The sequence below is a fragment of the Xanthomonas sp. NCPPB 3761 genome, assembly GCF_041475705.2.
Classification (GTDB): Bacteria; Pseudomonadota; Gammaproteobacteria; order Xanthomonadales; family Xanthomonadaceae; genus Xanthomonas; species Xanthomonas phaseoli.
In genome coordinates this window covers 862,458-879,975 of record NZ_CM191262.1, presented here as the reverse complement: position 1 = coordinate 879,975, position 17,518 = coordinate 862,458, and the positions used below count along the sequence as shown (strand labels likewise).

Here is a 17,518-nt window from a genome sequence, read left to right as displayed (position 1 = left end):
AGCCGGTGGGTCGGCGTCGGTCAAGCGTGCGGCGGAGGCAATCGGCCAGCGAATCAGGCCGAAGACCACCAGCCCACGTTTCGTTCGGCGCGGCCATCGTGACGGGCGGACGAGCGCAGCGACCTGGCGACTAGCTGTCTGGCTAACGCGTTGGCGACTGGCCATCTGGCTAACGCGCCGGTTGGCAGCGCCCCGCCCTGCTCCCACTGTCTTCATCCGCACCGTCATCGTGGCCCTGCAACTGGCGCAGGCGCGACAGTTGGCAGTGGCGACATCTGCACGCCGTACGCAGCCGATCGGCACTACCGCCTCGACGAATCGGCGGCCGGACGCCGCCCGGCCGCTCGATCCAGCCAGCCACGCCACCCCCGAAACGCAAAAGGCCGGAATGCAGACGCATCCCGGCCCCCTGACAAGCGTCCAGCCAGCAAGGGCCAGCGCCGACGCGTCGTCACACGGCCGCGTCGATGTGGATCAGCGGCTGCCGCCCGCCGTGCTCACGGCCCGCTTTTCCAGCGCCTCACGCAGCTGCGCCGGCGGCAGGTAGCCACCGAGCTGGGTGCCATCGGGGGCGAAGATCGCCGGCGTTCCGTTGACGCCCAGGCGCTGGCCCAGGTTGTATTCCATCGACACCGGGTTCTTGCAGTCCTTGGAGGCGACCGGCTGACCCGACTTGGCGGCCGTGAGCGCCTGCTTGCGATCGGCAGCGCACCACACCGCAATCATTTCCTTGTGGTCCTGGCTGCCCAGGCCCATGCGCGGAAACGCGAGGTATTCCACCGCGATGCCCTGCTTGTTGAGCTCGCCGATCTCGCTATGCAATTTGCGGCAGTAACCGCATTCCACATCGGTGAAGACGGTGACGGTGTACTTCGGGTTGGCCGGCGCGAACACGATGCGGTCGGCCTTGGGCACGGTGTCCAGCTGCTTGCGGCGATAGGCCAGCAAGCCCGGGCTGGCGGCGAACTGCTTGTTCTGGATGTCGAACGGCTGCGCCTGGATCAGGTAGCGGCCGTCGTCGCTGACGTACAGCACCTGCCCGCCGACGACCACTTCGCGGAAGCCGGGGAACGGCGCAGCACCGATGTAATCGGGCTTGAAGTCCGGGTCCAGCGCCTTGAGCGCCGTGCTCACGCGTTGGTCCACCGTGCCGGTGGCGGCAGGCGCGGCGGCGGGCTTGGCGCCGGCAGTACTTGCCGCAGGCTGCGAGGATTGTGCGCAGGCGGTAAGGCTGATCGCGCCCAGCAGCGCGGCGATGGCAAGACGATACATTCACGCATCCAGATGGAATGAGGTGCCCGGATTCTCGCACAGCGCAGATGAAGCCTGGCCCCGGCCGCCACAGTTTGTGAACGCGACAGGCAAGCCACTGCTGCACCTGTTGGACAGACGCAATGCAGCGCGCGGCTTGCCGGGTCTGGCAGTGGGCTCGGCACAGTCGCCGTCGCAGGGCGTCTTGAACATGCCTGCAAGCGCCGCCGCCACTCTCTGCAGTTTTACTGGAGTGCACCGCCGCGTGGCGTCCGGCGCTGACCGTCAGCACCAGGTATGACCATGTAGATGTCGCGCCGGCCAGCGCCAGCCTGACCGGCAAGGCCGCCGCGGTCGCCGAACGTGTCTGGCGAGGCACCACCAACGTCCGCTGGCGCTGTCGATGCGGCCGCCAGCGCGGCGTTGACCCGTTGGCAGTTCTCTGCCGCAACCGCGACAAGCGCGTGGCCTGCACGCATCCCCATGGCGAGACGCTGCGCCGACTAACCGCGCGGATGATGGCTGGCGTGCAGTTTCTGCAGATGCTGGCGCGCCACCAGCGTATAGATCTGCGTGGTCGACAACGAGCTGTGGCCCAGCAGCATCTGCAACGCGCGCAGATCGGCGCCGCGGTTGAGCAGATGGGTGGCAAAGCTATGCCGCAGCCCATGCGGGCTGACCGTGTCCGGGTCGATACCGGCGACCGCTGCGTAACGTTTGACCAACGCCCAGAACTGCTGTCGGCTGAGCGGCTGACGCGCGGCGTCGATGAACAACGGCACCTGCCCGTCAACCGCCGCCACCGGCTTGTTCGCGACCAGCAGCGGGCGCGCCTCGCGCAGGTAACGCTCCAACCAATGCTGGGATTCCTCGCCCAGCGGCACCAGCCGGTCCTTGCTGCCCTTGCCGGTCACCCGCAGCACGCCCTGACGCAGGTTCACCCCCACTGCCGGCAGGTTGACCAGCTCGCTCACACGCAGGCCCGCGGCGTACATCAGTTCCAGCATCGCGCGATCGCGCAGGCCTGCCGGGGTGTCCGCGTCCGGCGCGGCCAGCAAGGCCTCGATCTGACTTTCGGTCAAGGCCTTGGGCAGCGAGCGTGGCAGTTGCGGCGGGTCGATCAGGGCGGTGGGATCGTCGCTGCGCACGCCATCGCGCAGGCACAGCCCGTAGAACGCACGCAAGGTCGACAACAGCCGCGCCGTGCTGCGCGGAGAGTAATTGGCCTGGGCACGCCAGCGCAGATAGTCGAACAGGGCGGCACGGTCGATGCCGAGCAAGCCGCCACCCGCGCCGTCGCGCCAACGCGCCAGCCCTTCCAGGTCGCGCCGATAACTTTCCAGGGTCTGTCGCGCCACGCCCTGCTCGGCCCAGAACCGGTCGAGAAAGCGTTCGATCACGCCGGCATCGGCCGCCTGCACCGGTGGCAGTTGGCGGGCAAGTTGGCGGCGTTCGGCGGGGCTGCTGGCAGACATCGCCACAGCATAAAACGCGGCGTGCGTTTTGAGAGCCGATGGGCGGCGTTGCCGGGAGGTGTATTGCCTGCGCACGAGAGGCGCACATGTGGCGCTGCGCGTCATTGTCGCACGTGATCAGCACGCCTCGGCCGCAGGCGCGAAGGTCATCCGGATCGCGACGCCAGCAAGGCAGCGGCGATGCCGTCGCCAGTTGATCCCATGGCCGGCAGGTCCCGGGCATGGGCATGCGCTCGACTGGACACGCCGAGTCTAGGTACCAGCCCTCGTGCCAGGATGCGGTTGATCGTGCTTGGATTGTCGCCTTGCGTCAGCGCGCGCAAGTACCGGGGCGCGGCTACTGCAGCGCGGCGTTGCGCCGTGCTTGGCGACCGTTATGCTCGCGCCATGACCTCGATCCCTTCGCCTCGCGTTGCGCGCGCCCCTGCCCTGGTGGGCTGGCGGCTGCTGGCGCTGTGCTACGACGCCTGGCCGGTGCTGGCGCTGTCGATGCTGATCTCCACCGTGTTCACGCTGGGCTTTACGCTTGCCGGGCACCCCGCACGCGAAAACATCGCCCCTTTCAGCGGCTGGCAGTGGCTGTTATGGCTGTGCTGCTGGATCGCCGCAGGCCTCTACGCCACCGTGAGCTGGCGACGCGGCGGACAGACGCTGGGCATGCGCCCCTGGCGGCTGCGCTTGATCGCCCCACAGGTGTCATGGCGTGCGCTGTGGATCCGCTATGCCGTCGGCACCTTGTCGCTGGCGCTGGGCGGGCTGGGATTCTGGTGGGCGTGGCTGGACCGCGACCGGCTGACCTGGCACGACCGTGCGAGCGGGACTCGGCTGCAGCGCATTGCCAAGCATTAGCAACATGACCAGCGCGCCGCTGGCGAATGCTGGCGAGCTAGCGTGCTGCGGAGGAAGGGCCGGCACGTTGCTACCGATTGCCGATGCCAGGGGCACATGTGAGATTCCTACCGGCCCCTCAGCGGCACGTGCTGGCAACTGCACTACGCGACCGTCTCGGCGGAGATATGCCTGGATGTGCGAGGTGGAACCCGCGCTCGCCTAATCAAGAGAACTGCCGGAACCGGCCAGCCGATACGCCTGACGTATCGCCCCATTCCTAACGGGTGATGACCTCGCGCCATACCATTAAACGGCGGGCTGCCTGCTCGGCTAGAACGTCCGTGCCGTGAAGGCCCATGCGCTGCCTGGCGATCTCACGCAGGGCCGTGGCGACCGTTGCCTGATCTGCGCCCTGCCACAACAGCGTGCAGATCTCGGGGACATAACTGTCGTACTCATCGCGCGCCTGCGGCACCCCCGCAACGCCGATCGGATCCCACAGATAATGCAGCACCTCGCCGACTGCCTGCGCAAGCGCGCGTTGATCGGTATCGACCAGGGCCTGCGGTGCGCGGTTCAACTGCTACGCCTGCGGAACAACCACGCCGACACACCCAGCATCACCATGGGCGGCAGCGCATAGGCAATGCGGTAATCGAGCTTGAGGGCGCCGGCCATGCGGCCGAAGAACAGCTGCAGCAGCCAGAAACCCAGCGCAAACAGAATGCCCAGGAACAGGCGCTTGCCCAGGCCGCCGCTGCGCAGCGAGCCGAACGAGAACGGGATTGCCGCCATGCACAGCGCCAGCACATTGAGCGGATAGAACCACCGGCTCCAGTACTGATCTTCGTAATCGCGCGCGTCCAATCCATTGCGGCGACGGTATTCGATGCTCTGCTCCAGCTCGTGCGCGGAAAGATTGCGCGGCTTGGCCAGGCCAGCGGCCAGCGCGGCAGGATTCAATTGCGTTTGCCACGGCAATTCGGGGAAGGTCTCGCGCTGCACCGAGCGTTCCTGGAAGGTGTCGCGACGGACCTGGCGCAGGGTCCAACGGCCGTCGCGGTGTTCGGCCACCGAGGCGTAGGTCAATTGCTGCATCCTGCCGCTGGGATCGAGGTGGTAGAGCCGCACATCGTGCAGATCCAGCGCGGTGCCACCGCCATCGAGCAGCTTCTCTTCGCCACTCAAGGCATTGAGGAAGGTGTCGCCCTCGCGTGCCCACAGCCCGGCGTAGCGCGAAGACGCCATATCGCTGTTGAAGCGGGCACTTGCCTTGAGCGTGTCGGCCTGGTTCTGTGCCCACGGCCCGATGGTTTCGCCACTGATCACCATGCTGGCGGTCAGCAGCGCCATCGCTGCGACGACCGAGGCAGACATGCGTTTGCGCGACACGCCCAGCGCACGCAGCGCCGTCAGCTCGGAGGTGGCGGCCAACTGGCCCAAGCCCATCAGCGCGCCAATCACCGCGGCCGTCGGGAACAAGGTATAGGCCCGGCGCGGCACGGTGTAGGCCACGTACGCCACCGCGTGCCCGAAGGTGTAGCTGCCCTGCCCGATGTTCTTGGCTTCGCTGGCGAAGGCGTTGACCAGATCCAGCCCCAGCAGCACCGCCCAGGTCAGCAGCACGGTAAACAACACCACGCGACCGACGTACCAATCGTGGACCCGCGGCGTCAGCTTCATGCGCGCGCCCTCGGCCGACGCACACGGCCATCGCGCGCATACGCCCACACCGCCACTGCCAGCAGCGGCAGCGTCAACCACCACAGGCCCAGCGCCGCCGGGGTCTTGCCGTTGGCGATCCACTGGGTGCCGACGATCATCAGATTGGTGCCCACCATGTAGGCCAGAAATGCCAGCATGATTCGGCCATAACGCTGTTGCCGCGGTGCGCTGCGCGACAGCGGCAAGGTCAGCAAGGCAAACGCCAGGGCCAGCAACGGCGGCGCCAGGCGCTCATGCAGCTGGGCGCGCGCGGCAGGACGCTCGTCGGACAGCAACTGGGTGGTCCACATCACTTCCGGATCGTTGGCATCGTGCACGCGGGTGCGGTCGGGCAAGGCGATATCGCTGCTGGCGAACTTCATCAAGCGATAGTCCAGGGTCGCGCCGCTTGCCGGGCCTTCCGTGCGGTAGCCATCGTCCAGGCGCAGGTAACAGTCGGTCTTGCCCTCGAAGAACATCGCGCCGCGGTCGGCAGTGACCACATCAATGCGGTCATTCTGCTGGCGCTGCATGAAGACCTTGCCCAGGCCCTTGCCGTCGGCAGAGATCGTCTGCAGGTAGACCACCCCACCGCCGGACAACGGCGTGAACTGGCCCGACTCCAGACCGGCCATCAGCACGCTGCGGTTGGCATCTTCCAGCATCGCCTCGGCAGTGCGGCTCGCCCAGGGGCCCAGCCACAGCGAGCACAACCCGATGACCACCACCACCGGCACCACCAGCATCAGCATCGGCCGCAGCATGCGCCGGGGGCCGACGCCAATGGCGGTAATGACGGCCATTTCTGAATCGCGGTACAGCCTGGCCAGCGCCAATAACAGGCCCAGCATCAACGCCAGCGGCAGGATAATGGGCAGATACGCCACGAATTGCAGCCCCACCTGCGACAGCAGCAAGCGCGCCGGGATGCGGCCGTCGGCGATATTGCCGAGGATATCCACCAGCACACCGCCAACGCTGACGACCAGCAGCACGATCAAGGTGGCCAGGAAGCTCTGGGTGAAATCGCTAAGCAGGTATCGATCGAGCTTCGGCATGGGGTGGGCTTGTTTTAAACTCTCGGATTCGTTCGCGGCGCCGCCAGCCTAGTCCGGTTGGCGTAAACAGCCCGCGATTGTACGGATTTGCCTACGGAATCTGATCAATGGCCCTGCAATTCACCCTGAACCAAGACGCGCCGGCAAGCGCTGCCGTCGACTGCATCGTGGTTGGCGTGTTCGCCGACAAGACCCTTTCGCCCGCTGCCCAGGCGCTGGACAGCGCCAGTCAGGGCCGCTTGACGGCCTTGGTCGCGCGCGGCGATGTGGCCAGCAAGACCGGCAGCACCACGCTGCTGCACGACCTGCCCGGCGTCACCGCGCCGCGCGTGCTGGTGGTCGGCCTGGGCGAAGCCGGCAAGTTCGGCGTGGCGCCCTATCTCAAGGCCGTCGGCGATGCGACCCGCGCGCTGAAGACCGGCGCGGTCGGCACCGCCCTGCTCACCCTGACCGAACTCACCGTCAAGGCCCGCGATGCCGCCTGGAACATCCGCCAGGCGGTGACCGTCAGCGACCACGCCGCCTACCGCTACACCGCCACGCTGGGCAAGAAGAAGGTGGACGAGACCGGCTTGACCACCCTGGCCATCGCCGGCGACGACACCCGCGCGCTCGCCGTGGGCGTGGCCACTGCCGAAGGCGTGGAGTTCGCCCGCGAGCTGGGCAACCTGCCGCCGAACTACTGCACCCCGGCCTACCTGGCCGAGACCGCCGCGGCCTTCGCCGGCAAGTTCCCGGGTGCCGAGGCCGAGATCCTGGACGAGGCGCAGATGGACGCGCTGGGCATGGGCTCGCTGCTGTCGGTGGCACGCGGCTCGGCCAACCGCCCGCGCCTGATCGTGCTGAAGTGGAACGGCGGCGGCGACGCGCGCCCGTATGTGCTGGTCGGCAAGGGCATCACCTTCGATACCGGCGGCGTCAACCTCAAGACGCAGGGCGGCATCGAGGAAATGAAGTACGACATGTGCGGTGGCGCCAACGTCATCGGCACCTTCGTGGCCACGGTCAAGGCCGAGCTGCCGATCAACCTGGTGGTGGTGGTGCCGGCGGTCGAGAACGCCATCGACGGCAACGCTTACCGTCCCTCCGATGTGATCACCAGCATGTCCGGCAAGACCATCGAGGTCGGCAATACCGATGCCGAAGGCCGCCTGATCCTGTGCGATGCGCTGACCTACGCCGAGCGCTTCAACCCCGAAGCGTTGGTGGACGTGGCCACGTTGACCGGTGCCTGCATGGTGGCGCTGGGCCACCAGACTGCCGGCCTGATGAGCAAGCACGACGACCTGGCCAACGAACTGCTGGCCGCTGGCGAGCACGTGTTCGACCGCGCCTGGCGCCTGCCGCTGTGGGACGAATACCAGGGCCTGCTGGATTCCACCTTCGCCGATGTCTACAACATCGGCGGCCGCTGGGGTGGCGCGATCACCGCGGGCTGCTTCCTGTCGCGCTTCACCGAAAACCAGCGTTGGGCGCACCTGGATATCGCCGGCGTGGCCAGCGACGAAGGCAAGCGCGGCATGGCCACCGGTCGCCCGGTCGGCCTGCTGACCCAGTGGTTGCTGGATCGCGCGGCCTGATGTCGCCGCGCGCTGCACTGGCGCTCATCGCTGGCTTCTCCGTCGTGAACGGAGCCGCCAGCGCGGTGTCGGGCTGGACCAGCCCCGGCATCGATCTGCTCTGGATCGTCGTGCAGCTTTTGCTGTTGTTTGTGTGGCTGGCGGCCGACAGCCGCCAGCTCGGTTACCGCCGACCGGCCTGGATGAATATCGGCATCGTGGCCTTGGCCGTGCTGTTCCTGCCGGTGTACCTGTACCGTTCGCGCCCACCCGGGCGCCGCCTGCGCGCATTCGGCGGCCTGCTGTTGGCCGTGCTTGGCTGCGCGGCCCTGTTCGCGGCCGCCGGCATGACCACCGAAGTGTTGCTCTCCTCCCGCCTTGTGACCGCCTGATGCCCCGTGCCGACTTCTACCTGATCGCCAAGCCGCGCTTCCTCAACGAACCGCTGCGGCTGGTCTGCGAGCTGGCGCGCAAGGCCAACGACGCCAACCTGGCCACCTTGATCCTGGCCCGCGATGCGGAGCAGGCCGAGGCGCTGGACGACCTGCTGTGGGCGTTCGACGACGAGGCCTACATCCCGCACCAGATTGCCGGCACCGATGAAGAAGACGAACTGACACCGGTGCTGATCGCCTCGCCGGAGTTCGATGCCCCCTCGCGCCCGCTGGTGATCAACCTGCGCGACGACCCCTACCTGGGCGCCTGCGACCGCGTACTGGAAGTGGTGCCGGCCGACCCCGCTGCCCGCGAACCGCTGCGCGAACGCTGGAAGCAGTACAAGGCCCTGGGCCTGGAACTGACCAAGTACGACATGTGAGTGCGGCGGGGATTGGGGAGTTGGGATTGGGGATTCGTCAGAGCAGATTTCTGCGCGTCCCGAGGCTGCATCCAACGACCAATCCAAGACGGCCGATGTTCGCTCCACAGCACCAACAGTAAAGTTAATCAATGGGTTGCCAGTGATTCTCGCCGGCCCCATGACGCAACCAATCCCGACTCCCGAATTCCGAATCCCAGCCCCACTATGACCACCCTCGCCTCCAGCTACGACCCCTCTTCCTTCGAATCACGCCTGTACGCGCAGTGGGAGGCGGCCGGTTATTTCGCACCGTCCGGCAAGGGTGAGCCGTACACCGTGTTGCTGCCGCCGCCGAACGTGACCGGCACGCTGCACATGGGCCATGCGTTCCAGCAGACGCTGATGGATGCGTTGGTGCGCTATCACCGCATGCGTGGTTATGACACCTTGTGGCAGGTGGGCACCGACCATGCCGGCATCGCCACCGAGATGGTGGTCTCGCGCAACCTGGCGCTGGAAGGCAAGGGGCAAACGCGCGATTCGCTGGGGCGCGAGGGCTTCATCGCCAAGGTGTGGGAATGGAAAGCCGAATCCGGCGACACCATCGAGCGCCAGATGCGCCGGCTGGGCACGTCCAGCGACTGGTCGCGCAGCACCTTCACCATGGACCCGCAGCCCTCGGCGGCGGTCAACGAAGCGTTCGTGCGCTGGTACGAGCAGGGCCTGATCTACCGCGGCCAGCGCCTGGTCAACTGGGACCCGGTGCTGAAGACCGCGATCTCCGATCTGGAAGTGGAGAACGTCGAAGAAGACGGCTTCCTGTGGTCGATCCGTTACCCGTTGGCCGATGGCGTGACCTACGAACACGTCGAGCACGATGCCGACGGCAACGAGACGCTGCGCGAAACCCGCGATTACCTGGTGGTGGCCACCACGCGCCCGGAAACCATGCTCGGCGATACCGCAGTGATGGTGCACCCGGAAGACGCGCGTTATCTCACGCTGCATAACGCGCGCATCGTGTTGCCGCTGACCGGCCGCCAGGTGCCGGTGATCACCGACGATTACGTCGACCGCGCCTTCGGCACCGGCGTGGTCAAGGTCACGCCGGCGCACGATTTCAACGATTACCAGGTGGGTGTGCGGCACTCGCTGCCGATGATCAACCTTTTCACCGTCACCGCAACCCTCAACGACGAAGCACCGGACCGCTACCGCGGCCTGGATCGCTACGACGCACGCAAGCTGGTGCTGTCCGAATTGGAAGACCTCGGCCTGTTGGTGGAAACCAAGCCGCACAAGCTGCAGGTGCCGCGCGGCGATCGCACCGGCCAGGTGATCGAGCCCTACCTCACCGACCAGTGGTTCGTGAAGATGGATGCGCTGGCAAAGCGCGGGCTTGAGCTGGTCGAAAGCGGCCAGATCAAGTTCGTGCCGCCGAACTGGATCAACACCTATCGCCACTGGATGGAAAACATCCAGGACTGGTGCATCAGCCGGCAGCTGTGGTGGGGCCATCGCATTCCGGCGTGGTTCGACGAGGCCGGCAAGTGCTACGTCGGCCACGACGAAGCCGAGGTGCGCGCCAAGCACGGTTTAGGCGCGGGCGTCGCCCTGCACCAGGACAGCGACGTGCTGGAAACCTGGTTCTCCTCGCAGCTGTGGCCGTTCTCCACGCTGGGCTGGCCGGATGCGCAGGCGATGGCCGAGCGCGGTTTCGCGCGTTATCTGCCGTCGTCGGTCCTGGTGACGGGCTTCGACATCATCTTCTTCTGGGTGGCGCGCATGATCATGGCCACCGACAGCTTCACCGGCCAGGTGCCGTTCCGCGATGTCTACATCACCGGCCTGATTCGCGATGCGCAAGGCCAGAAGATGTCCAAGTCCAAGGGCAACGTGCTCGATCCGCTGGACATCATCGACGGCATCAGCATCGAGGACCTGGTGGCCAAGCGCACCCATGGCTTGATGCAGCCGCGCATGGCAGAAAAGATCGAAAAAGCCACGCGTCGTGAATTCCCCGACGGCATTATCGCCCACGGTGCAGACGCGCTGCGCTTCACCATCGCCGCACTCGCCACGCATGGCCGCGACATCAAGTTCGATCTGGGCCGCGCCGAGGGCTACAAGAACTTCTGCAACAAGCTGTGGAACGCCACGCGCTTTGCGCTGATGAACACCGAAGGTGCGCGCTTTAGCGGCGTGCCGCAGCCGCGCACCGAAGCGGAGAAGTGGATCCTGGCGCGCCTGGACAAGGCCACCGCAGAAACCCACGTGCATTACGCCAACTATCGCTTCGACCTGCTCGCACAGTCGCTGTACGAATTCGCCTGGAACGCGTTCTGCGACTGGTTCGTGGAGCTGGCCAAGCCGGCGCTCAACGGTCAGGACACCGACGCGGCCGCCAGCACGCGCCACACGCTGCTGTATGTGCTGGAGTCGTTGCTGCGCCTGTTGCACCCGCTCACCCCGTTCGTGACCGAGGAATTGTGGCAGCAGGTCGCGCCGCGCCTGGGCATCACCACCGCCACGATTTCGTTGCAGAGCTTCCCGCAGGTTGGTGATGTCGATACCAGCGGCTATGCAACCGCCGAAGCCGATGTCGAATGGCTCAAGTCGATGGTGTCGGCACTGCGCCGCGTGCGCAGCGAATTGAACGTGCCGCCGTCCAAGCAGGTGCGCCTGCTGCTGCAAGCCGGCACTGCCGAGGACCGCCCGCGTGTTGCCCGTTTCGCCTCGCAGCTATCGTTCCTGCTCAAGCTGGAAACCATCGACTGGCTGGACGCCGGCCAGGACACACCGCCGTCGGCCGCGGCCATCGTGGGCGAACTCACGTTGCTGGTGCCACTGGAAGGCCTGGTCGACATGGATGCCGAACGCAACCGACTGGACAAGGAAATCAAGCGCGTGGAAGGCGAGATCGCCAAGTGCAACGGCAAACTCGGCAGCGCCACCTTCGTGCAAAACGCACCGGCCGCCGTGGTCGAACAGGAACGTGCGCGCTTGAACGACTGGACCACGCAACTGACCGGCTTGCGCGAGCAGCGCGCGAAGATCTGAGCCAGGCGGTCAGTCGAGCGCGCTGCAGTCATGCGGGCGCGCTCAGTGCCTGGCATCTCATCCGACTGGCCTGACGTCGCGCGTTGCGAGGGCGTGGCGATCTTCAAGCCTGCTGTGTCGATTGCGCGGTGCCCGCACCGCTCGCCGGACACCCCGTGACTCCATCCCTGGGGGGCTCGTTGGCGGCATCCATGCCGCCAACGGTCCGCAATCGGTGACGACACCGCACTGGAAAGTCAGTCGGTGGCTTTCCAAAAGGCTCTACCGGGGCTCGCCCTGATTGGGAAGCTGATACGCCACGCAGCCATTCCAACAATACCCGTCGTGCCCTGTTTGCAAACCTGCAAACCGACCATCTCGACGGGTCCTTGCCCGCTCACCGTCGCGGGACCCTTGACGGCATGGATGCCGCCAAGGAGCTTACAAGGACGTACTTGCAGCGTGTCCTGCGATGGCGGGCGGGCAAGGGCCCTGCAGTGAGGCAAGAGCCCCAACGCCTTGCAACCGACTCACGCGCCCACCAACCAGATCAAGTGCGGTTGAACTAGAACTTCAAATCCACACGCGCATACCAGAAGCGTCCGCCGGGGATGTCGTAGGTGGATGCGTCGTAGCCATTGAGGGAGCACGACAAGCAGATCGGCGGATCCTTGTCGAACGCGTTGTTCACGCCGGCCGTGAGTTGCAGGCCCTTGAGCCAGTCGATGCGATAGCCCACCTGCGCATCGTGATAGGTGATTGCATCCAGGCGGTTGGTTCCCGCCGAGGGATCCGAACACACCGCAAACTCCACCGCATCACCGCACTGCTCGGTCAGTTTGGAAATGTGCCGCGCAGTCCACGAAGCCGTCCAGTTGCCCAGCGACCAATCCAGTACCGCGTTGCTGGTCCACTCCGGAATTGCGCTGTCCACCACCTCGATGCCCGGCCCTTGCGGCTGTCGCTGCCCCGCCGCACCCAGCGCCTCGTAGCGGCCCACCAAGGTGTTCTGCCACGAAAGTTTGAAGCGCCCGAATGCGGTTTGCGGCAAGGTCCAGAACAGATCCACGTCCCAACCGTCGGTCTTGATCGAGCCCAGGTTGGTCAAGCGGTTGTTGAAGGCGTTGATGCCGCCGGTGGACGCCCGCCCGATGCCGTTGCAGTACAACGCATCCAGCGTATCCACGCACAGATCCAGCTGCGTTTGCGCATTGATCGCCTGGATCGCACCATCCACATGATGGCGATAGAAGGTCACCTCCAGATCGAGGCGGTCGGACCAGCTGGCATCGCTCGCAAATCCCGGGCTGAAGACGAAACCCGCACTGAAACTGCGCGAACGCTCCGGATCCAGCTGCTCGTTACCGCCGGTGGTGACCGAGATCTGCTGGTTGGCCTGCTGGTAGCCGGCAGGCACGCCGAGCGCGGCGCAATTGGCCGCACTGCCGCGCGGCGCAGTGCCGCCCAGACCGATCGAGCATGGGTCCGACAACTGCAGGTCCGCACGCGCCGCCGAACCGAACAACTCGCCGATGGTGGGCGCGCGGAAGCCTTCCGCATAGCTGGTGCGCAACACGAACTCATCGGTGACCTGCCAGCGCAGCCCGTACTTCGGCGTGAACTCGCCACCGAATGTCGAATAGTCCGAATAACGCCCGGCGATATTCAGATCGAGTTTGTCGCCCAATGCCGAGTTGGCGAAGATCGGAATATTGAGTTCGAGATAAGCCTCGTTGACGTCGTAGCTGCCCGAGGTCGGCAACGACGGCACGCCGTTGTAACGCCCGGCCACGGTGAGCGGATCGGGCTGATAGGCGCCTTCGTACTTGCGGTATTCGTAACCCCCGGCGAACGACACCGCACCGCCGGGCAACTGGAACAACTCGCTGCTGAGGTTGGCGGTGAACAGGCTCAATTCGTTCTGGCTGCGGTCGCGCACCACCGGCTGGATCCAGCGCAACATCTCCGGCGTGATGCTGCCTGCACCGCTGAAGATATCCAGCGGCACGCAGCCGGCCACGGCCGCGCAGGCAGCCGGGTCGCCCAACGCCAGGTTGATGTTGTAGAGGTTGTAGCTGCCGTAGTTGGTCTGCTCGGCCTTGTTCTTGCTGTACATGCCGTTGACGTCCCAGAACCAGGTCCGCCCTGCGCCTTCGAACGTGCCGACCAGGCCGGTGCCGAAATATTGGGTATCGACCTGTTGCTCGTAGCGCCGCGGCCCGCCTTCCACCGGCCTGCGACCGATCTGGATCAGATTGGTGGCCGAATCCAGATCGAATCCGAACGGGTTGAACGGATTGAGCGCGGAGATCACGATGTTGTCGGCCAGCGGGTTGCCGGTACCGGCATCGGGCCCGAGGAAGATGGGCTCCGGTGCGGCCTGGTTGGTCGATTCGCGCCGGTTGCCCAACGCCTTGACGTACCACTGCACGTCGTCGTTGAAGTAATAGCGGAACTGCGCAAACACGCCCTTGCGCTCGGACGGCGTCAGCAACAGGTTCTGCTCGGCAAAGTTGTAGCGGTCTGCGGTGCCGAAGCAGTGATAGTCGTCGCTGCGCGTGCAACCGCCGCTGCCATCGTATTGCGGTGTACCGACGCCGGCATTGGGCGTGAGGTTCTGGCGTACGCCGGTGTTGGGATCGACGAACTGGAAGCGGCCATCCGGCGTAGCCGAGCTGGCGAAGGTCAGCCCGGTGCCAGGAATCGGGAAGCGTGCCTGCGCACGATCACGCGCATAGATCGGATCCTGCTTGACGTAGCTGGCGCCCAAGAACAGGCTGAAATTCTCTCCGCTGGTGCCCCAGGCCAGGTCCATGCCCTGGTTGGCGCCATCGCCCTTGCCGTACTGCCCGTAGTTGAGCGTGACCTGCGCACCGTCGAACGTGCGACGGGTGATGATGTTGACCACACCGGCAATCGCATCCGAGCCATACAGCGACGAGGCGCCGTCTTCGAGCACTTCGATGCGCTCGACGATCGCCAGCGGAATGGTGTTGAGATCGGTCGACGAGCCCACGCCGGACGCAGAGGATTCGTTGACCCAGCGAATGCCATCCACCAGCACCAGCACACGCTTGGAACCGAGATGGCGCAGATCCACCTGCGCCGAGCCGGCACCCACGCCGCTGCCATCGGGCGGAAAGCCGAAGTTGTCGGAGGAATTGAACTTGGCATTGAGCGCCGAACCGGACGCGGTGAGTTCCTGCAGGACCTCGCCGATGGAGGTCAGGCCGGTGCGTTCGATATCGGCGCGATTGAGCGTCTGGATCGGCACCTGGCCCTGCAATTCGGCGGTTTTGATACGCGTGCCGGTGACCTGCACGCTGTCGAGCGTACGCGTGCTCGGTGCAGCTTCGGGCTGTTGCGCCCAGGCGAGTGTGGGAATCAGACACAACGACAACTGCACGGCCAGGCATGACCGACGGGGGCCAATCAGAGGCTTCATCCTTTCTCTCTCCAGAAGGATTCTTGAGTGTCCGCACGCCCCCGTGCCCTGCGGTCCTTCCCAATTCTTAAACGAAACATTAACGCGCCGCAACTGGCGGTGCAGCAGCGAACGGCGCAGCAGCGGTGGTGACGCGGTGTTATCTGCACATACCTGCGTGCTCTACCCATCACGCGTGCCAACGAAGGTGGCCTTCCCATCACGCGCGAGCGACGTGCATTCACTCAGCTGCTCAGGCGTGCTTGGGTATCATCGCGCCATGACTTATGCCCCCCGCCTTGCCACTATTTTCATCGGTCTGCTGTGCCTTGGCAGCACCGCATTGCACGCGCAAACCCTCGACCCACAACTGACTGCCATGCGCGATGCCATCGCGGCCGCAGAGCGCGGCCAGACCGATGCCGGCCAGCTCGCTGCGTTGAGCCGCCATCCGCTGTATGGATGGCTGGAATTTGCCACGCTCAAGCGCACGATCGACACCGTCTCCAATGCCCAGGCGCAAGCATTCTTGCAGCGTTACGCCGGCCAGCCCGTGGCTGAAAGCTTCCGCAGCACCTGGTTGCCGGCGTTGGCACGTCGGCAAGACTGGAACGCGCTGCTGGCCAACTGGAAGCCCACCGACAACGTCGGCCTGCGCTGCGCACAACTGACCGCGCGCCAGGCCACCGGCAAGGCCGATGCACAGTGGAGCCGCGATGCGCTGACGCTGTGGCGCAACGGTAAGGCGCTGCCCGACGCCTGCGATGCAGTGGTTGCCGGGCTGGAATCGCGCGGCGAACTCACGCCGACGCTGCGCTGGGAACGCGTGGAAGCCGCTGCCGATGCACAACTGCCTGCGGTGATGCGCACTGCCGCGCGTGGCCTGCCGGCGGCCGATCTGACGCTGGCCATCGATTACGCTGCCTTTCTCGACAAGGCCCACCCGCGCGCCCTAGGGTGGCCAAAGACCGAGCGCAGCCGCCGCATCGCCGTCGACGGACTAGCCAAGCTGGCCAAGAGCGATCCCGACGCCGCCGAACAGCAGCTACCGCAACTTGCCAGTGCGCTCGGCTTCAGCGAAGCGCAGCGTGGGCAGGTGCTGTACCAGATCGCGTTGTGGACCGTCGCCTCGTATCTGCCGGATTCGGCGCGGCGGCTGAATGCCGTACCGGAAGCGTCCTACGACGAGCGCCTGCACGAATGGCGTGCACGCGAGGCGATGTCGCGCGGCGACTGGTCGGCGGCGTTGGCCGCAATTCGCAAGATGCCGGCGAGCCAACGCAGCGACTCACGGTGGCAGTACTTCGAAGCCCGCCTGGCCGAAAAGACCGGCGCCGCTGCAGCCGCCCAGCCGCTGTATCGCGCCGCCGCGCAATCGCCGACCTTCCACGGATTCCTGGCCGCCGACCGCCTGCAGCAGCCTTACCGGCTGTGCCCCTGGGAGCCCAACGACAGCGCGCAGGCCAAGGCCGCTGTTGCGCGCGACCCGGCCTTGGTCCGCGCGATTGCCCTATTTCAGATCGACCGCCCCGGTTGGGCCGTGGCCGAATGGAACGATGCCGCCACCCGCTTCGACGACACCCAGCGTCGTCTGGCAGTGGAAGTTGCCAGCGACAACGGCTGGTTCGACCGTGCGGTATTCGCGCTCGGCAAGCAGCCGGACGAACAACGCCTCTACTCGTTGCGTTTCCCGCTGCACCACGACGACAGCATTCGCCGCGAGGCCGCCAAGAATGCGATCGACCCCGCCTGGGTAGCTGCGGAAATTCGTGCCGAAAGCATCTTCAATCCGCGCGCGCGCTCGCCGGCCAACGCGATGGGCCTGATGCAGGTGTTGCCTGGCACTGGCGCGGCCGTCGCCAAGGGGATCGCTCTGCCCGGCTATGCAGGCGCCAGCAGCCTCTATGAGCCGGCCACCAACATCGCCATCGGCACGGCGTACCTGCGCCAGCTGCTCAACACCTACGGGCTGCCCTATCTCACCATTGCCGCCTATAACGCAGGCCCTGGCCCCACCGGCCGCTGGCAGTCGCAGCGGCCGAATTTCGAGCCGGATTTCTGGATCGAAACCATCAGCTACAAGGAAACCCGCGACTATGTCGCACGCGTGTTGGCCTTCAGCGTGATCTACGACTGGCGCCTCAACGGCGACATGCTGCCGCTGAGCGACCGGCTCATGGGCAAGCTGGTGGACAAGCGTTTGAAGCCGGTCTGCACCCCGGGCCAGGCAGCCAATAACGCCGCGCAGGATTGAGCGATGCCAGGCGACCTGCAAGGTTGCAGGGCCTTGGCGAGTGCGCGGCGCCGTCATTGCGTACAGAACCTGACGCAGCACGGATGCCGCGCAGGTACCGGCAGGGATGTATCTGCAGCATGCC

The 17,518-nt window shown here is 65.8% G+C and carries 13 protein-coding genes; 6 read left to right on the top strand and 7 right to left on the bottom strand.

Annotation, left to right across the window (positions count from 1 at the left end):
• Positions 1-474 precede the first annotated feature (474 nt).
• From ACCQ00_RS03810 to xerD, 3 genes are all read right to left on the bottom strand, one after another.
• Positions 475-1,272 carry a DsbC family protein gene (locus tag ACCQ00_RS03810; RefSeq protein ID WP_008571787.1) on the bottom strand — a complete coding sequence of 266 codons (798 nt, stop codon included), beginning with the start codon at positions 1,270-1,272 and terminating at the stop codon, positions 475-477.
• Positions 1,273-1,496: 224 nt separating this feature from the next.
• On the bottom strand, positions 1,497-1,736 hold the full coding sequence (locus ACCQ00_RS03805) for a hypothetical protein (protein ID WP_080949020.1): 240 nt from the start codon (positions 1,734-1,736) through the stop codon (positions 1,497-1,499).
• An 18-nt stretch (positions 1,737-1,754) separates the two neighbouring features.
• A complete protein-coding gene (gene xerD / locus ACCQ00_RS03800; protein ID WP_039573345.1) occupies positions 1,755-2,726 on the bottom strand; it encodes a site-specific tyrosine recombinase XerD in 972 nt (323 codons plus the stop codon).
• A 387-nt stretch (positions 2,727-3,113) separates the two neighbouring features.
• Here xerD and ACCQ00_RS03795 point away from each other — a divergent pair, with 387 nt between their 5' ends.
• Positions 3,114-3,575 carry an RDD family protein gene (locus ACCQ00_RS03795; protein WP_017157660.1) on the top strand — a complete coding sequence of 154 codons (462 nt, stop codon included), beginning with the start codon at positions 3,114-3,116 and terminating at the stop codon, positions 3,573-3,575.
• 259 nt (positions 3,576-3,834) lie between these two features.
• Here the strand turns inward: ACCQ00_RS03795 and ACCQ00_RS03790 are convergent, their stop codons facing one another.
• The 3 genes from ACCQ00_RS03790 to lptF all read right to left on the bottom strand — a co-directional run bounded on the left by ACCQ00_RS03790 (position 3,835) and on the right by lptF (position 6,319).
• Entirely contained in the window at positions 3,835-4,032 is a 198-nt protein-coding gene (locus ACCQ00_RS03790) for a hypothetical protein (RefSeq protein WP_017157659.1), read from the bottom strand.
• A 101-nt stretch (positions 4,033-4,133) separates the two neighbouring features.
• On the bottom strand, positions 4,134-5,240 hold the full coding sequence (gene lptG, locus ACCQ00_RS03785; RefSeq protein WP_033473963.1) for an LPS export ABC transporter permease LptG: 1,107 nt from the start codon (positions 5,238-5,240) through the stop codon (positions 4,134-4,136).
• Positions 5,237-6,319, bottom strand: a complete 1,083-nt coding sequence (lptF, locus tag ACCQ00_RS03780; RefSeq protein WP_039573339.1) for an LPS export ABC transporter permease LptF — start codon at positions 6,317-6,319, stop codon at positions 5,237-5,239. Before lptF ends, lptG begins: the two co-directional genes overlap by 4 nt.
• Before the next feature lie 107 nt (positions 6,320-6,426).
• Between lptF and ACCQ00_RS03775 the strand changes: the two genes are divergently transcribed.
• The 4 genes from ACCQ00_RS03775 to ACCQ00_RS03760 all read left to right on the top strand — a co-directional run bounded on the left by ACCQ00_RS03775 (position 6,427) and on the right by ACCQ00_RS03760 (position 11,737).
• A complete protein-coding gene (locus ACCQ00_RS03775) occupies positions 6,427-7,899 on the top strand; it encodes a leucyl aminopeptidase (protein WP_039573336.1) in 1,473 nt (490 codons plus the stop codon).
• Complete coding sequence (locus ACCQ00_RS03770) at positions 7,899-8,270, top strand: hypothetical protein (RefSeq protein WP_039573334.1); 372 nt, start codon at positions 7,899-7,901, stop codon at positions 8,268-8,270. Before ACCQ00_RS03775 ends, ACCQ00_RS03770 begins: the two co-directional genes overlap by 1 nt.
• The gene (locus ACCQ00_RS03765) at positions 8,270-8,695 is read left to right on the top strand and encodes a DNA polymerase III subunit chi (RefSeq protein WP_039573331.1); all 426 of its coding nucleotides are present in this window, start codon (positions 8,270-8,272) and stop codon (positions 8,693-8,695) included. Before ACCQ00_RS03770 ends, ACCQ00_RS03765 begins: the two co-directional genes overlap by 1 nt.
• A gap of 207 nt (positions 8,696-8,902) precedes the next feature.
• Positions 8,903-11,737 (top strand): valine--tRNA ligase, encoded by a 2,835-nt coding sequence (locus ACCQ00_RS03760; protein ID WP_039573328.1) that lies wholly within the window; start codon positions 8,903-8,905, stop codon positions 11,735-11,737.
• 544 nt (positions 11,738-12,281) lie between these two features.
• On the opposite strand, the gene ACCQ00_RS03755 is transcribed toward ACCQ00_RS03760, so the two are convergent.
• Positions 12,282-15,161, bottom strand: coding sequence for a TonB-dependent receptor (locus tag ACCQ00_RS03755; RefSeq protein WP_039573325.1), 2,880 nt, complete (start codon positions 15,159-15,161; stop codon positions 12,282-12,284).
• Positions 15,162-15,420: 259 nt separating this feature from the next.
• Between ACCQ00_RS03755 and ACCQ00_RS03750 the strand changes: the two genes are divergently transcribed.
• Positions 15,421-17,394 (top strand): transglycosylase SLT domain-containing protein, encoded by a 1,974-nt coding sequence (locus ACCQ00_RS03750; protein ID WP_039573322.1) that lies wholly within the window; start codon positions 15,421-15,423, stop codon positions 17,392-17,394.
• The last annotated feature ends 124 nt before the right edge of the window (positions 17,395-17,518 follow it).

Excerpts from the sequence above, each read along its gene's own strand:
- lptF (WP_039573339.1), bottom strand. The coding sequence starts at position 6,319 with ATGCCGAAGCTCGATCGATACCTGCTTAGCGATTTCACCCAGAGCTTC.
- ACCQ00_RS03810 (WP_008571787.1), bottom strand. The coding sequence starts at position 1,272 with ATGTATCGTCTTGCCATCGCCGCGCTGCTGGGCGCGATCAGCCTTACC.
- ACCQ00_RS03775 (WP_039573336.1), top strand. The coding sequence starts at position 6,427 with ATGGCCCTGCAATTCACCCTGAACCAAGACGCGCCGGCAAGCGCTGCC.
- lptG (WP_033473963.1), bottom strand. The coding sequence starts at position 5,240 with ATGAAGCTGACGCCGCGGGTCCACGATTGGTACGTCGGTCGCGTGGTG.
- ACCQ00_RS03760 (WP_039573328.1), top strand. The coding sequence starts at position 8,903 with ATGACCACCCTCGCCTCCAGCTACGACCCCTCTTCCTTCGAATCACGC.
- ACCQ00_RS03755 (WP_039573325.1), bottom strand. The coding sequence starts at position 15,161 with ATGAAGCCTCTGATTGGCCCCCGTCGGTCATGCCTGGCCGTGCAGTTG.
- ACCQ00_RS03765 (WP_039573331.1), top strand. The coding sequence starts at position 8,270 with ATGCCCCGTGCCGACTTCTACCTGATCGCCAAGCCGCGCTTCCTCAAC.
- ACCQ00_RS03770 (WP_039573334.1), top strand. The coding sequence starts at position 7,899 with ATGTCGCCGCGCGCTGCACTGGCGCTCATCGCTGGCTTCTCCGTCGTG.
- ACCQ00_RS03805 (WP_080949020.1), bottom strand. The coding sequence starts at position 1,736 with ATGGGGATGCGTGCAGGCCACGCGCTTGTCGCGGTTGCGGCAGAGAAC.
- xerD (WP_039573345.1), bottom strand. The coding sequence starts at position 2,726 with ATGTCTGCCAGCAGCCCCGCCGAACGCCGCCAACTTGCCCGCCAACTG.
- ACCQ00_RS03795 (WP_017157660.1), top strand. The coding sequence starts at position 3,114 with ATGACCTCGATCCCTTCGCCTCGCGTTGCGCGCGCCCCTGCCCTGGTG.
- ACCQ00_RS03750 (WP_039573322.1), top strand. The coding sequence starts at position 15,421 with ATGACTTATGCCCCCCGCCTTGCCACTATTTTCATCGGTCTGCTGTGC.